General features: G+C 55.0%; 16 protein-coding genes. 7 read left to right on the forward strand and 9 right to left on the reverse strand.

Annotated features, from left to right (window positions below; translation table 11 throughout):
* Positions 1 to 237 precede the first annotated feature (237 nt).
* Positions 238 to 456, forward strand: coding sequence for a protein SlyX (locus tag ACLHV8_RS20490; RefSeq protein WP_024907948.1), 219 nt, complete (start codon positions 238 to 240; stop codon positions 454 to 456).
* 51 nt (positions 457 to 507) lie between these two features.
* Here ACLHV8_RS20490 and slyD read toward each other — a convergent pair whose 3' ends face one another.
* From slyD to kefG, 4 genes are all read right to left on the reverse strand, one after another.
* Complete coding sequence (gene slyD / locus ACLHV8_RS20495) at positions 508 to 1,086, reverse strand: peptidylprolyl isomerase (RefSeq protein ID WP_208594551.1); 579 nt, start codon at positions 1,084 to 1,086, stop codon at positions 508 to 510.
* Between the two features lie 94 nt (positions 1,087 to 1,180).
* Positions 1,181 to 1,381 (reverse strand): YheV family putative zinc ribbon protein, encoded by a 201-nt coding sequence (locus tag ACLHV8_RS20500; protein ID WP_010436300.1) that lies wholly within the window; start codon positions 1,379 to 1,381, stop codon positions 1,181 to 1,183.
* Between the two features lie 13 nt (positions 1,382 to 1,394).
* Positions 1,395 to 3,200: a glutathione-regulated potassium-efflux system protein KefB gene (gene kefB / locus ACLHV8_RS20505; protein WP_128348345.1), complete on the reverse strand. Its 1,806-nt coding sequence runs from the start codon at positions 3,198 to 3,200 to the stop codon at positions 1,395 to 1,397.
* On the reverse strand, positions 3,200 to 3,754 hold the full coding sequence (kefG, locus tag ACLHV8_RS20510; RefSeq protein WP_065422678.1) for a glutathione-regulated potassium-efflux system ancillary protein KefG: 555 nt from the start codon (positions 3,752 to 3,754) through the stop codon (positions 3,200 to 3,202). Before kefG ends, kefB begins: the two co-directional genes overlap by 1 nt.
* Positions 3,755 to 3,889: 135 nt before the next feature.
* Here kefG and ACLHV8_RS20515 point away from each other — a divergent pair, with 135 nt between their 5' ends.
* Genes ACLHV8_RS20515 through ACLHV8_RS20530 form a run of 4 tightly spaced genes read left to right on the forward strand, consistent with a single transcriptional unit; the run spans position 3,890 to position 7,954 of the window.
* Positions 3,890 to 5,794 carry an ABC transporter ATP-binding protein gene (locus ACLHV8_RS20515; protein WP_028017998.1) on the forward strand — a complete coding sequence of 635 codons (1,905 nt, stop codon included), beginning with the start codon at positions 3,890 to 3,892 and terminating at the stop codon, positions 5,792 to 5,794.
* A 22-nt stretch (positions 5,795 to 5,816) separates the two neighbouring features.
* Complete coding sequence (locus ACLHV8_RS20520; RefSeq protein ID WP_208594550.1) at positions 5,817 to 6,839, forward strand: hydrolase; 1,023 nt, start codon at positions 5,817 to 5,819, stop codon at positions 6,837 to 6,839.
* The gene (locus tag ACLHV8_RS20525; RefSeq protein ID WP_008503016.1) at positions 6,836 to 7,054 is read left to right on the forward strand and encodes a YheU family protein; all 219 of its coding nucleotides are present in this window, start codon (positions 6,836 to 6,838) and stop codon (positions 7,052 to 7,054) included. The genes ACLHV8_RS20520 and ACLHV8_RS20525 overlap by 4 nt, the downstream gene beginning before the upstream one ends.
* A 30-nt stretch (positions 7,055 to 7,084) precedes the next feature.
* Positions 7,085 to 7,954, forward strand: coding sequence for a phosphoribulokinase (locus ACLHV8_RS20530; RefSeq protein ID WP_028018000.1), 870 nt, complete (start codon positions 7,085 to 7,087; stop codon positions 7,952 to 7,954).
* Positions 7,955 to 8,020: 66 nt separating this feature from the next.
* Here ACLHV8_RS20530 and ACLHV8_RS20535 read toward each other — a convergent pair whose 3' ends face one another.
* The gene (locus ACLHV8_RS20535) at positions 8,021 to 8,425 is read right to left on the reverse strand and encodes an OsmC family protein (RefSeq protein WP_049007351.1); all 405 of its coding nucleotides are present in this window, start codon (positions 8,423 to 8,425) and stop codon (positions 8,021 to 8,023) included.
* 311 nt (positions 8,426 to 8,736) lie between these two features.
* Here ACLHV8_RS20535 and crp point away from each other — a divergent pair, with 311 nt between their 5' ends.
* A complete protein-coding gene (gene crp / locus ACLHV8_RS20540; RefSeq protein WP_000242758.1) occupies positions 8,737 to 9,369 on the forward strand; it encodes a cAMP-activated global transcriptional regulator CRP in 633 nt (210 codons plus the stop codon).
* Between the two features lie 57 nt (positions 9,370 to 9,426).
* Positions 9,427 to 11,514, forward strand: a complete 2,088-nt coding sequence (locus ACLHV8_RS20545; protein WP_208594558.1) for a YccS/YhfK family putative transporter — start codon at positions 9,427 to 9,429, stop codon at positions 11,512 to 11,514.
* On the opposite strand, the gene ACLHV8_RS20550 is transcribed toward ACLHV8_RS20545, so the two are convergent.
* From ACLHV8_RS20550 to ppiA, 4 genes are all read right to left on the reverse strand, one after another.
* Complete coding sequence (locus tag ACLHV8_RS20550) at positions 11,511 to 12,731, reverse strand: aspartate aminotransferase family protein (RefSeq protein ID WP_208594549.1); 1,221 nt, start codon at positions 12,729 to 12,731, stop codon at positions 11,511 to 11,513. The two genes, ACLHV8_RS20545 and ACLHV8_RS20550, sit on opposite strands and share 4 nt — an antisense overlap.
* Positions 12,732 to 12,817: 86 nt before the next feature.
* Positions 12,818 to 13,381, reverse strand: coding sequence for an aminodeoxychorismate synthase component 2 (gene pabA, locus ACLHV8_RS20555; protein ID WP_208594548.1), 564 nt, complete (start codon positions 13,379 to 13,381; stop codon positions 12,818 to 12,820).
* Positions 13,382 to 13,411: 30 nt separating this feature from the next.
* On the reverse strand, positions 13,412 to 13,996 hold the full coding sequence (locus tag ACLHV8_RS20560) for a putative adenosine monophosphate-protein transferase Fic (protein WP_208594547.1): 585 nt from the start codon (positions 13,994 to 13,996) through the stop codon (positions 13,412 to 13,414).
* 104 nt (positions 13,997 to 14,100) lie between these two features.
* A complete protein-coding gene (ppiA, locus tag ACLHV8_RS20565; RefSeq protein ID WP_023309471.1) occupies positions 14,101 to 14,673 on the reverse strand; it encodes a peptidylprolyl isomerase A in 573 nt (190 codons plus the stop codon).
* Positions 14,674 to 14,776: the final 103 nt, after the last annotated feature.

The raw sequence follows: 14,776 nt of genomic DNA on the forward strand, positions 1-14,776 counted from the left end.
CATATCTCCAGGGCCTGGGGACTCTCACCCCAGCGTTAAACGTAAATGAGTTACGTACTATAAAACGTTGCGGAAGAAATCTACAGACAGACACTTCCAATTCTCGCCACTTTTCAGACTATTTTTGTTTAAATAAGTTTCCTGCCAAAGGGATGCAGACTGTACTTCAGGATAAACTCAGTTAAACTGCGCCGCCGCTGGGCCATTATGGTGAATCTGAAATAAACGAGGTGAATGATGAAGGATACTGCATTAGAAGCGAGAATGGCTGAGCTGGAAAGCCGCCTGGCTTTTCAGGACATCACCATCGAAGAGCTAAACCAGACCGTGACTGCACATGAGCTCGAAATGGCAAAACTGCGGGATCATATGCGCCTGCTGACGGAAAAGCTGAAGGCTACGCAGCCGTCGAACATTGCCTCTCAGTCAGAAGAGACGCCACCACCTCATTATTGAGGCGTAAAAAAAGCGGGAATCTCCCGCTTTTTTATTTTCCGCCTGGCGGAATTAGTGGCAACCGCAGCCACCGTTGCCGCAACCACCTTTACCGTGGTCGTGATCGTGGCCGTGACCACCGCAGCAGCCGTCGTGGCCGTGATCGTGGTCATGGTCGTGACCATGCGCACCGTGAACGTGGCCATGAGCCAGTTCTTCTTCGGTTGCTTCACGGATCGCAACAACTTCTACGTTGAACTTCAGGTTCTGACCAGCCAGCATGTGGTTACCGTCAACCACAACGTGGTCGTCTTCCACTTCGGTGATTTCAACAGGAACCGGACCCTGGTCAGTTTCAGCCAGGAAGCGCATGCCAACCTGCAGTTCGTCAACGCCCATGAACACGTCTTTAGGAACGCGCTGAACCAGGTTGTCATCATACTGACCGTAAGCGTCGTTCGCGCCTACAGCAACATCAAATTTGTCGCCAACTTCATGACCTTCCAGCGCGTTTTCCAGGCCGGAAATCAGGGAACCGTGACCATGCAGGTAGTCAAGCGGCGCACTCACCGGAGACTCATCAACCAACACACCGTCTTCTGTACGTACCTGATAGGCCAGGCTGACCACCAGGTCTTTTGCTACTTTCATGATATCTCCTGAGCGTGGGAAAATTGCTGGCGCAGATTGTAGCGGAAATCTGCACCCGTGTACCCTTTAGCTTAAAAAAACTCAGGACATATCGCTAGTCCGGATGAAAAATCCCGATCACTTGCTCTTCTTTGCGAACGTGATCGCGGGCCTCTTTATCAGCCTCACGCATCTGGTGACCGCACTTAACACACTCAACAACATCAATATTATTTTCCCGCCACATCGCCAGAGTATCTTGCGCCTGGCAGGTCGGGCATTTTGCACCCGCAATAAAGCGTTTACGTACAGCCATCTTTCGTTACCCTTTATTCAAATTCATCCCAGCCATCAAGCTGGCGTCGTTCCAGTTGCATCTCTCGCTGGAAAATCTCCTCCAGCTCGCGACGCGCTTCCCGCACGCGTGAGATCTGCGCGGTATCCGTATGTACCGGCATCAGCTCACGCAGCATTCGCATATCCAGCCGGCGGAAGTGCATTTGCGCACGCTGCGCCTGATGTGGATGCATACCGAGCGAGATCAACGCCTTGCGTCCCAGCTCCAGCGCACTGGAGAACGTCTCACGGGAGAAGTGTTTCACACCCGCCTGCAACAATTCGTGGGCTTCAACACGTCCCCGCGCACGCGCCAGAATATGCAGATGCGGGAAATGCTGCTGACACAACTCCACCAGCTTCATCGTGTCTTCCGGATCGTTACAGGTAATCACGATAGACTCTGCTGCCTCCGCTCCCGCCGAGCGCAGTAGCTCGAGCTGGGTCGCATCGCCGTAATACACCTTGTAGCCATATTTACGCATCAGATTAACCGCGCTGATATCACGCTCCAGCACCGTAATGCGCATTTTGTTCGCCATCAGCAAACGTCCGATAACCTGTCCGAAACGGCCAAAGCCCACCACAATCACCTGCGGCTTATCGTCTTCCACCCACGGCGCTTCGTCTTCATCATCAGCGGGATTCAGGCGGCGTGACAGAAGTTTATCCACCAGCTTCATCAACAGCGGCGTGGTCATCATGGACAGCGTCACCGTCACCAGCAGCAGAGCCATCTGATCGTCTTTAAACAGCTTCTGGGAAGATGCAGTGGAAAACAGCACAAACGCGAACTCGCCTCCCTGGCTTAATACGCTGGCAAACTGCATACGTTCCGAACTGCGTAGCCCGTAAATGCGCGACATGACATACAGCACCAGTGTTTTCACCGCCACCAGAATGGCAACGCTCACGACAACCCACAGCAGATGGGTATAAAGAACGCCAAGGTTAAGCGCCATACCCACCGAAATAAAGAAAAGCCCTAACAGCAGCCCTTTGAAGGGATCGATGGCAATTTCCAGTTCGTGACGATATTCGCTCTCAGCAAGCAGCACCCCGGCAATGAAGGTCCCGAGCGCCATCGACAGCCCCAGCGCATCCATAAACAGCGCCGATCCCAGCACCAGCAGCAGCGTCGCAGCGGTGAACACCTCCCGTACGCCCGACGCGGCAATAAAGCGGAACACAGGGCGTAACAGGAAACGTCCGCCAATCAGCATACCGGCGAAGGCCAGCACCTTCATGGCGATTTTTGCCCAGTCAAAGTGATCGTCGCCGGAGCCTGCCAATAGCGGCACCAGAGCCAGCGCGGGGATCACCGCCAGATCCTGAAACAGCAGCACCGAAAAACCCAGTTGCCCTGCTTCGTTGCGGTTCATCCCTTTGTCGCGCATTAACTGAAGCGCCATTGCCGTCGACGACATCGCAAGACCTATCCCACCGATCACCGCCGCCTGCCAGGAGAAGTTGGTCAGCATTAACAGGCCCCCCAGAATCGCGGCGCTGAACAGCACCTGTGCAGCACCCACACCGAAGATAGAGCGTCTGAGTTGCCACAATTTAGAGGGGTTCAGCTCAAGGCCGATGATGAACATCAGGAACACCACACCCAGCTCGGAGAAATGGAGAATCTCATCTACATCGCTGATGAATCCAAGTCCCCAGGGGCCAATCGCGATCCCTGCCAGCAGATAGCCCAGCACTGCACCTATTCCAATACGTGCAGCAAGCGGAACCGCGACGACGGCCGCAAATAAAAACAGCACTCCGGCAAGGAGCAGATTCGATCCTTCCATTAACGTCCTCCTGCCGGAATCGGTGACGCCAGCCATTCACCATACGCTCTGGCGTGGCTTGCCAGTTCTTTCGGATCCTGACGACGTGCCCAGTAGATAATAATCGGGCTCATCCAGTGCATACGACACATCGCTGCCGTCAGTTCGAATGGACGCAGGATGTCACTCATCGGATAGCGGTTCAGCCCGTCATAACGGTATGCGCTTTCCGGTTCACCGGTAGTAATAACGCTACGCCAGTACTTTCCCGCCAGTTGGTTGCCCCCTACCCCACTGGAGAATCCCCTGCTCAGCACGCGGTCCAGCCACTCTTTTAGCAGCGCCGGGCAGCTGTAGGTATAAAGCGGATGCTGGAACACAATGACGTCGTGCTGACGCAGCAGTTCCTGCTCGTAAGGGATATCAATAAAGAAATCAGGATAGTGCGCGTAAAGATCGTGCACCGTCACGTTACTGAGCTGTGTGGCCGGCTTAAGCAGCACCCGGTTTGCCACCGAGTCCTGAGATTCCGGATGGGCATACAGCAGCAGCACTTTTGCTGTCTGAGACATCATTCCCCTCCCGGTCTTGTTTCTGTTTTTGTGTATTGTCGTTGTTTTGGGCTACCATGGCGGCCCGGTGCGGAAAATAGCCCACACCTTACATTATCATAATGACAAATTAACATAGTCGGAACATACGGCGCTTCTATGATTGTTTTCTCCTCGTTACAAATTCGTCGCGGCGTGCGCGTCCTGCTGGATAACGCCACTGCAACCATCAACCCTGGCCAAAAAGTGGGTCTGGTCGGCAAAAACGGCTGTGGTAAATCCACTCTGCTGGCGCTGCTGAAAAACGAGATTAGCGCGGATGGCGGTAACTTTACCTTCCCGGGGAACTGGCAGCTCGCCTGGGTGAACCAGGAGACGCCCGCCCTGAGCGAACCGGCTCTCGACTATGTTATCGACGGTGACCGTGAATACCGTAAGCTGGAAGCGGAACTTAACGCCGCCAACGAGCGCAACGACGGTCACGCCATCGCCACCGTTCACGGCAAGCTGGACGCCATCGACGCATGGACCATTCGCTCCCGCGCCTCCAGCCTGCTGCACGGCCTGGGCTTCAGCAATGAACAGCTGGAACGCCCGGTCAGCGACTTCTCGGGCGGCTGGCGTATGCGCCTCAACCTGGCGCAGGCACTGATCTGCCGCTCCGATCTGTTGTTGCTCGATGAACCGACGAACCACCTGGATCTCGATGCGGTTATTTGGCTGGAGAAGTGGCTCAAGAGCTATCAGGGCACTCTGATTCTGATCTCCCACGACCGCGACTTTCTCGACCCGGTGGTGGATAAAATCATTCATATCGAACAGCAAACGATGTTCGAGTACACCGGCAACTACAGCTCCTTCGAGCGCCAGCGCGCGACGCGTCTTGCCCAGCAGCAGTCCATGTATGAAAGCCAGCAGCAGCGCGTGGCGCATCTGCAAAGCTTTGTGGATCGCTTCAAGGCCAAAGCGTCAAAAGCGAAACAGGCCCAGAGCCGCATCAAAATGCTGGAACGCATGGAGATGATTGCCCCGGCGCACGTGGATAACCCGTTCCACTTCAGCTTCCGCGCGCCGGAAAGCCTGCCAAACCCACTGCTGAAGATGGAAAAAGTCAGCGCGGGCTACGGCGAACGCACTATTCTCGACTCCATCAAGCTCAACCTGGTGCCGGGTTCGCGCATTGGCCTGCTGGGACGCAACGGTGCAGGTAAATCAACGTTGATCAAACTGCTGGCGGGCGAGCTTAACCCGGTCAGCGGTGAAATCGGTCTCGCGAAGGGCATCAAGCTGGGTTACTTCGCCCAGCATCAGCTGGAATTTTTACGCGCGGATGAATCCCCGATTCAGCACCTCGCGCGTCTGGCGCCGCAGGAGATGGAGCAGAAGCTACGTGACTACCTCGGCGGTTTTGGCTTCCAGGGTGATAAGGTCACCGAAAACACCGAGCGCTTCTCCGGTGGCGAAAAGGCCCGTCTGGTGCTGGCACTGATCGTCTGGCAACGTCCGAACCTGCTGCTTCTTGATGAACCGACTAACCACCTGGATCTCGATATGCGTCAGGCGCTAACTGAAGCGCTGATTGAGTTTGAAGGCGCGCTGGTTGTCGTCTCGCACGATCGCCACCTGATCCGCTCCACCACGGACGATCTCTACTTAGTGCATGACGGCAAAGTTGAACCATTCGACGGTGACCTGGAAGACTACCAGCAGTGGCTGACCGACGTGCAGAAGCTGGAAAACCAGCCGGAAGAGTCCGCGAAAGAGAACGCCAACAGCGCGCAGGCGCGTAAAGACCAAAAGCGCCGCGACGCGGAACTTCGCACCCAGACACAGCCGCTACGCAAAGAGATCGCCCGTCTCGAAAAAGAGATGGAAAAACTTAATGCGACACTCGCTACCGTTGAAGAGAAGCTGGGCGATAGCGGTCTGTATGACCAGAGCCGCAAAGCTGAGCTGACTGACTGTCTGCAAACTCAGGCCAAAACGAAATCCAGCCTCGAAGAGTGCGAGATGGCGTGGCTGGACGCTCAGGAACAGCTGGAAGCGATTATAGTAAATAACTGACAAGAATTAGCATCGCATCGTTATGACCCAAATCATTCCATCAGACTTCGACATAGCTACTGAAGAGAGCGCTGAGTTCGTGCCCATGCGCGGCGTGTCCAATCGCCACCTACAGACCATGCTGCCACGGCTTATCCGTCGCAAGGTTCAGTTCACCCCGCACTGGCAACGGCTGGATTTACCGGACGGAGACTTTCTGGATCTCGCCTGGAGCGAGGAACCGGAACAGGCTCACCATAAGCCGCGTCTGGTGGTCTTTCACGGTCTGGAAGGCAGCCTGCACAGTCCGTATGCGCACGGGTTAATTGAGGCGGCAAAAGCGCGTGGATGGCTCGGTGTGGTGATGCATTTTCGCGGCTGTAGCGGCGAGCCAAATCGCCAGAAACGCATTTATCACTCGGGTGAAACCGAGGACGGTACGTGGTTTTTACACTGGCTGCGGGAAAACTATGGCACCGTGCCAACGGCAGCCGTGGGCTACTCGCTGGGCGGGAATATGCTGGCTTGTCTGCTGGCCAAAGAGGGCGAAAGCGTCCCGCTGGATGCCGCCGTCATTGTCTCTGCACCATTTATGCTGGAGCAGTGTAGCTACCATATGGATAAAGGTTTTTCCCGCGTCTATCAGCGCTACCTGCTTAACCTGCTGAAAGCAAACGCGGCGCGCAAACTGAAAGCCTACCCGGAGACGCTTCCGATAAGTCTGCGTCAGTTAAAAAAAGTGCGTCGCATTCGCGAGTTCGACGATCTGATCACTGCAAAAATCCACGGCTTTGCCGACGCGATTGACTACTATCGTCAGTGCAGCGCCATGCCGCTGCTCAGCAAGATTACGCAGCCGACGCTGATCATTCATGCCAAAGATGACCCGTTTATGGATCATCATTCGATTCCCGCTCAGGAATTCCTGCCCGACAACGTTCACTATCAGTTGACGGAGCATGGCGGCCACGTCGGGTTTATCGGTGGCACACTGCGTCGCCCGAAAATGTGGCTTGAGACGCGTATTCCTGACTGGTTAACCCCGTATCTGGACGGTGCAAAATGATCATTCCCTGGCAGGATCTGGCTCCCGAAACGCTCGATAATCTGATTGAAAGCTTTGTATTACGCGAAGGCACAGATTATGGTGAACAAGAACGCTCGCTCGAGCAAAAGGTCAACGATGTAAAGCGCCAGCTCAAAAGCGGCGACGTGGTGCTGGTATGGTCAGAACTGCATGAGACGGTCAATATCATGCCCCGCAACGCGTTTCACGGCTGATCTTTCAACCTTTCCAGTCAGGGAGTTGCTATGTCTGCCAGACATCCGGTTATTGCCGTTACGGGGTCGAGTGGTGCGGGAACCACCACCACCAGCCTCGCATTTCGCAAGATTTTCGCCCAGCTGAATCTCCGTGCGGCGGAGGTCGAAGGCGACAGCTTTCACCGCTATACGCGCCCGGAGATGGACATGGCCATCCGTAAAGCGCGCGATCTGGGTAAACACATCAGCTACTTTGGCCCGGAAGCCAATGACTTCGGCCTGCTGGAGCAAACCTTCGTCGAATATGGCAAGAGCGGCACAGGGCAATCCCGCAAGTATCTGCATACTTACGATGAAGCCGTGCCATGGAACCAGGTGCCGGGCACCTTTACCCCCTGGCAACCCCTGCCGGAACCCACCGACGTGCTGTTTTATGAAGGGCTGCATGGCGGCGTGGTAACTCCCCATCACGACGTGGCGCGCCATGTGGATCTGCTGGTTGGCGTGGTACCGATCGTTAACCTGGAGTGGATCCAGAAGCTGACGCGTGACATGAGCGAGCGCGGCCATTCACGAGAAGCGGTCATGGACTCCGTGGTGCGCTCCATGGAGGATTACATCAACTTCCTGACGCCGCAGTTCTCCCGTACCCATATTAACTTCCAGCGAGTACCGACAGTCGACACCTCCAACCCATTCGCGGCCAAAAGCATCCCGTCGCTGGATGAGAGTTTCGTGGTGATCCATTTCCGCAACCTCGAAGGCATTGATTACCCCTGGCTGCTGGCCATGCTGCAGGGCTCGTTTATTTCGCACATGAATACATTAGTGGTGCCGGGCGGAAAAATGGGGCTGGCGATGGAGCTCATCATGACGCCGCTGGTACAGCGGTTGATGGAAGGGAAGCAGATCGCGTGATCATATTCCCTCTCCCGGTGGGAGAGGGTTAGGGTGAGGGCATCAACACGCACGATGCCCCATCAATCACGCCTCGATCACTTCATACGAATGTGTGATTTTTACCGCTTTCTCCAGCATTAACGCCACAGAGCAGTATTTCTCCGCAGACAGGTCCACCGCGCGTGAAACGGCCGCGTCTTTCAGTTCTTTACCGGTGACCACAAAGTGCAGGTTAATATGGGTGAACAGGCGTGGTGCCTCTTCACGGCGTTCCGACGTGAGTTTAACTTCGCAATCCGTTACATCATGACGGCCTTTTTGCAGAATCGACACCACATCAATCGCGCTGCATCCACCGGCTGCCATCAATACCATCTCCATCGGGCTTGGTGCTTTATCGCCGGAGTTACCATCCATCAAAACCTGGTGCCCTGAAGCGGACTCGCCCAGGAACGTTAAACCTTCAACCCATTTCACGCGCGCTTGCATATTCATTAACTCCAACGTTGCATTTTTGGTGACAGATTACGCGTGCGTTACATTTCTCGCAATGGAAGGCGACCTGCATCATGCTGAAGCGAGACACCAGGAGACACGCGGCGAAAGCTATGCTAAAACACTCAGGATGCTACAGTAATACATTGACGTTACACATGTATGCAGAGGACATCAAACTTTACTGGCTGCGAAACGTTACGATAGCCGACTTCCCAGGGTATGGGTAAGAATTCGATTGCAACCCCAGAGTCCGGATGCATCTGATGACTCTGGTGACAGCTTATAACAGAGGATAACAGCGCATGGTGCTTGGCAAACCGCAAACAGACCCGACTCTCGAATGGTTCTTGTCTCATTGCCACATTCATAAGTACCCATCGAAGAGCACGCTGATTCACCAGGGTGAAAAAGCGGAAACGTTGTATTACATCGTAAAAGGCTCGGTGGCAGTGCTGATCAAAGATGAAGAAGGGAAAGAGATGATCCTTTCTTATCTGAACCAGGGCGATTTCATCGGTGAACTGGGCCTGTTTGAAGAAGGCCAGGAACGTAGTGCCTGGGTTCGTGCAAAGACAGCATGTGAAGTGGCTGAAATTTCTTACAAGAAATTCCGTCAGTTGATTCAGGTTAACCCTGATATCCTGATGCGTCTTTCTTCCCAGATGGCTCGCCGTCTGCAGGTTACATCTGAGAAAGTGGGTAACCTCGCCTTCCTGGACGTTACCGGTCGTATCGCGCAGACTCTGCTTAACCTGGCAAAACAACCTGATGCGATGACCCACCCTGACGGCATGCAGATTAAAATTACCCGTCAGGAGATCGGCCAGATCGTCGGCTGCTCCCGTGAAACAGTGGGCCGTATTCTGAAAATGCTGGAAGATCAGAACCTGATCTCCGCCCACGGTAAAACCATCGTGGTCTACGGAACGCGTTAATTCCACTCAAACGGCGTGCCATCGCAAGGTGTCACGCCGTTTTTGTCTCTCTTCCCCATGTGGCGTAGGCTGATTTATCACCCGGAAGTTAACTATGCACTGCGACAAACGCTGGTGTTGTGTCTTCCTGTAGCCATCGGCCTGATCCTCGGACATCTTCAGCAAGGTCTGCTGTTTTCTCTCGTGCCCGCCTGCTGCAACATTGCTGGCCTGGACACACCGCATAAGCGCTTTTTTAAACGTCTGATTATTGGCGGCTCGCTGTTTGCTGGCTGTAGCCTCGCCGTGCAGCTCTTACTCGCCCGCGATATTCCGCTGCCGTTAATCCTGACCGTGCTGGCGATGACGCTCGGCGTCACCGCCGAAATCAGTTCCCTTCATGCGCGCCTGCTTCCCGCCTCACTGATAGCGGCCATCTTCACGCTGAGCCTCGCGGGTAACATGCCGGTGTGGGAGCCGCTACTGATCTACGCCCTGGGTACGCTGTGGTATGGGCTGTTTAACTGGTTCTGGTTCTGGCTGTGGCGGGAACAGCCCCTGCGTGAATCATTGAGCCTGCTCTATGTGCAACTTGCGGATTACTGCGAGGCCAAATACACCCTGCTCACCCAGCATACCGATCCGGAAAAATCGTTACCGCCGCTGCTGACGCGCCAGCAAAAGGTGGTGGATCTGATAAGCCAGTGTTATCAGCAACTACACATGCTCGCCGCCAACAAGAATCACGAATACAAACGGCTGCTGCGTACCTTCCAGGTGGGGCTGGATCTGCAAGAACATATCTCCGTGAGCCTGCATCATCCTCAGGAGGTGCAAAAGCTGGTCGAGCGCAGCCATGCCGAAGCGGTGATCCGCTGGAATGCGCAAACCGTCTCTGCGCGTCTGCGGGTGCTGGCTGATGACATTTTATATCACCGCTATCCCACGCGTTTTAACATGGACAAACAACTCGGCGCGCTGGAGAAAATCGCCCGCCAGCATGAGGACAACCCGGTGGGCCAGTTTGCCGCCTGGCATTTCAGCCGTATCGCCCGCGTGTTGCGCACCCAACGCCCGCTTTATCCCCGCGATCTCATGGCGGATAAACAAAAACGTCTGCCGTTATTGCCGGCGCTCAGAAGCTATCTGTCTCTTAAATCGTCCGCTCTGCGCAACGCCGCACGGATTAGCGTCATGCTCAGTACCGCCAGCCTGATGGGCATGGCGCTGCATCTACCTAAACCCTACTGGATCTTAATGACCGTGCTGTTTGTCACCCAGAACGGCTATGGCGCCACGCGCGTGCGTATTCTGCACCGGGCGGGGGGAACGATGGCCGGGCTGATTATTGCGGGCGTCACGCTGCACTTTCACGTGCCGGAAGGTTATACCCTGGCGGGAATGCTGATAATTACGCTGGTGAGCTACCTGATTATCCGCAAAAACTATGGCTGGGCGATGGTGGGCTTTACGGTAACGGCGGTATACACCCTGCAACTGCTCACGCTCAATGGCGAACAATTTATTGTCGCCAGACTGATCGATACCCTGATTGGCTGTCTGATTGCCTTTGGCGGCATGGTCTGGCTGTGGCCGCAATGGCAAAGCGGACTGTTGCGCCAGAACGCCCACGACGCGCTGGAGGCCGACCAGCAGGCCATTCGTCTGATCCTGAGCGACGATCCGCAACCCTCCCCGCTGGCGTATCAGCGGATGAAGGTCAACCAGGCGCACAACGCCCTGTTTAACTCGCTCAACCAGGCAATGCAGGAACCAGGCTTTAACTCGCACTATCTGGCGGATATGAAGCTCTGGGTGACGCACAGCCAGTTTATCGTCGAGCACATTAACGCCATGACCACGCTGGCGCGCGAGCACACGATGCTGACGCCGGATCTGGCGCAGCGCTATTTGCAGTCGTGTGAAATTGCCTTACAGCGGTGTCAGCAGCGTCTGGAGTATGACGCGCCGGGCGAGTCGGGCGACTCGAATATTCTGGAAGCGCCGGAGACGTTAACCCACGGGCCAATGAGCACGCTGGAGCAGCATTTACAGCGCATTCTGGGGCATCTGAACACCATGCACACCATTTCGTCGGTGGCATGGCGTCAGCGTCCGCATCACGGGATTTGGTTAACGCGGATATTAAAGCGGACGGAGTATTAACCTTTTACGATTTTCTCGACTGCCGCGGCAAAACGGGTTAATCCATCTTCAATGTCTTTGTCTTCTACCACCAGCGACGGCGCAAAACGCATCACATCCGGTCCCGCGTTCAGCACCATCACCCCTTCGCGGGCGGCGGCATGCAGGAAATCGCGCGCGCGACCTTTGTACTGCGGTTTCAGCTCGGCACCGATCAGCAGCCCCATCCCGCGGATCTCGCTGAACACGTCAAACCGATCGTCAATCTGCTGCAGGTGTTTCACAAACAGCTCGCGCTTGGCGATGACGCCGTTCAGAACCTCAGGTGTATTGATAATATCAAATGCCGCGCCCGCCACGGCACTCGCCAGCGGGTTCCCGCCATAGGTGGAACCGTGAGAACCAACGTGGAACGCGGAGGCAATCTCCTGAGTCGTCAGTACCGCACTCACCGGGAAACCACCGCCGAGCGCTTTGGCGCTGGTGAGAATATCCGGCGTCACGCCGTAGTGCATATAGGCAAACAGATCGCCGGTACGTCCCATCCCGCACTGCACTTCATCAAACACCAGCAGCGCCTGATGCTCATCGCACAGCGCACGCAGACCTTTCAGGAATTCTGGCGTCGCCGCCGTCACGCCGCCTTCACCCTGGATCGGCTCGACAACAACCGCGCAGGTGTGGTCGTCCATCACCGCTTTCACCGCATGCAGATCGTTAAACGGCACATGGACGATGTCGGCCGGTTTCGGGCCAAATCCGTCGGAATACTTCGGCTGGCCGCCGACGGAGACGGTAAAGAAGGAGCGTCCGTGGAAGGCATTGTGGAAGGCAATGATTTTGGTTTTGTACGGGCTGTGGCGCGTGGTTGCGTAGTAGCGCGCCAGCTTGAAGGCGGTTTCGTTTGCTTCGGTGCCCGAGTTCATGAACAGCACGCGCTCGGCAAACGTCGCATCAATAATCTTGCGGCCGAGGCGTAACGCCGGCTCGTTGGTAAAAACGTTGCTGGTGTGCCAGAGCGTTTCGCCCTGGGTTTTCAGCGCCTCAACCAGGGCAGGATGGCAATGGCCCAGCGCCGTCACTGCAATACCGCCCGCGAAATCAACATACTCTTTGCCCTGCTGATCCCAGACGCGGCTGCCTTTTCCTTTTACCGGGATAAACTCAGCCGGTGCATAAATCGGCAGAATCACTTCATCAAATGTTGCGCGGGTAATTGCAGGTTGTTCAGTTGCCATGTCATGCCCATCCATTTTATGTCACATTGATTGTGAAAATATAATCACAAAATATGCATAAAAAATCACGACAAGGCAATCAATATTCAGCGTTTAAGGAAATTTGCCAGCAGCGCGTGGCCCTGTTCGCTGAGGATGCTTTCCGGGTGGAACTGTACGCCTTCGAGATCCCATTCGCGGTGACGAATCCCCATGATCTCCTGCGTATCGCTCCAGGCGGTCACCTCAAAGCAGTCAGGCAGCGTCGACGGGTCAATCACCAGTGAATGGTAGCGCGTCACGGTTAACGGATTATTGAGCCCGCTGAATACCCCAACGCCAGTGTGGGTGACCGGAGAGGTTTTACCGTGCATCACTTTCGCGGCGCGCACGATAGTGGCACCAAACACCTGCGCAATGGCCTGATGGCCAAGACAGACGCCGAGGATCGGCAGCTTGCCGGCATAGTGCTGGATAACCTCCAGCGAAATACCCGACTCCGACGGGGTGCAGGGGCCGGGTGAAATCACGATTTTCTGCGGAGCCAGTGTTTCAATATCCGCCAGGCTAATGTCGTCGTTGCGGCGGACAACCACCTCTGCACCCAGCTCACAAAAATACTGGTAAAGGTTCCAGGTGAAGGAATCGTAGTTATCAATCAGCAGAATCATGGCGGCTCCCGAAAAAAATGCCGCCCTATTCTACTCAGATTCCCGCGCTTCGCTCACTACTTTGGCAAAGATAGCGTTTAGCGCGGTTAAATCTCCCGTTGCGCCACTTCGGTTAGCCACCACCCACTGGTCGGGATCGATATCGCGCCAGTCCAGCGAGTAGCCCGCGTGGAGCGCCAGCTGCTCGAAGAAAACGCGTTGGGCAATACCGTTGCCGCGCATAAACGGATGCAGCATGTTGATTTCGCAGTAATAGTGGCTAACTCTGTCAACAAACGCCGCTTTCTCAAGACCCACGAGATACTTTTCGCTTTCCAGCGCCGCCATCAGCTCGTTACCCATCTTCTCGATGTATTCGAAATGGCAGAAAGGAATGTCGCCCTTAAAAATATCGTCGGTACGTAACTCGCCTGCCCGCTTCATCTCTCTGCGGTACAAATGGCGGTGAATAAGGCACAGATGGGGCAAACCGGGGGCAGAAGGCCCCAGTTCCAGCGTCTCAATGTGGGGCTCTGAAGGACCATTACCTTTTTCAAGGAGGCAACTGGCCTGAAAATTGACGTTACGCTGCTGCTCCCAGAGACGGGATTTTCGCTTATCGGTGAGTTTTTTCACTTAACGCCTCCCTGAATAGTCCGTTTGCCACAAGTATAAGCAGCAAAACGCGCTTTCGCAGGGAGGGGCAAAACACGGGCGGGGGACGCCCGTGTCAAAAAACGTTATGGCAGAACTTTTGCGGAGAGGATAACGACAGGCTTTGACGGCACATTCTGGTATGGGCCGACATCATGGGTAGGCACCTGAGAGATCTTGTCCGCCACATCCATCCCTTTCACAATTTTACCGAAGACGGCATAACCGAAGTCACGCTGGCCGTGGTCGAGGAAGGCGTTATCCGCCACGTTGAGGAAGAACTGGCTTGTCGCGCTGTCTTTATCTGCTGTACGCGCCATGGAAATGGTACCGCGCTTGTTCAGCAGACCGTTGTCCGCTTCGTTTTTAATAGGCGGGTTCGGCTGCTTCTGCTGCATTTGCTCATTGAAGCCGCCACCCTGAACCATAAAGCCCGGGATCACGCGGTGGAAAGTGGTGTTGTTATAGAAACCACTGTTCACGTAGTCGAGGAAGTTTTTCACGGAAACAGGGGCTTTCTGGCTATTCAGCTCCAGCTCAATGTTCCCGGCGGAGGTGGTCAGCAGGACGTGAGGATCTCCTTTTGCTGCCAGCGCAGCAGGGGAAACGGCAGAAAGAGCAAACACAGCTGCGACAGCCGCCAGTGTTGATTTGAGCATGAGAATTCCTTAACAAAGCGCAGTATAAAAAGCGAATGGCATGATTCTAAAGAGCAGTATGAACGGAGACCAGCCTTTTACCTAATTTTACGAATTTGAAACA

Source organism: Enterobacter sp. CPE_E863 (genome assembly GCF_046521465.1).
GTDB classification, from domain to species: Bacteria; Pseudomonadota; Gammaproteobacteria; order Enterobacterales; family Enterobacteriaceae; genus Enterobacter; species Enterobacter adelaidei.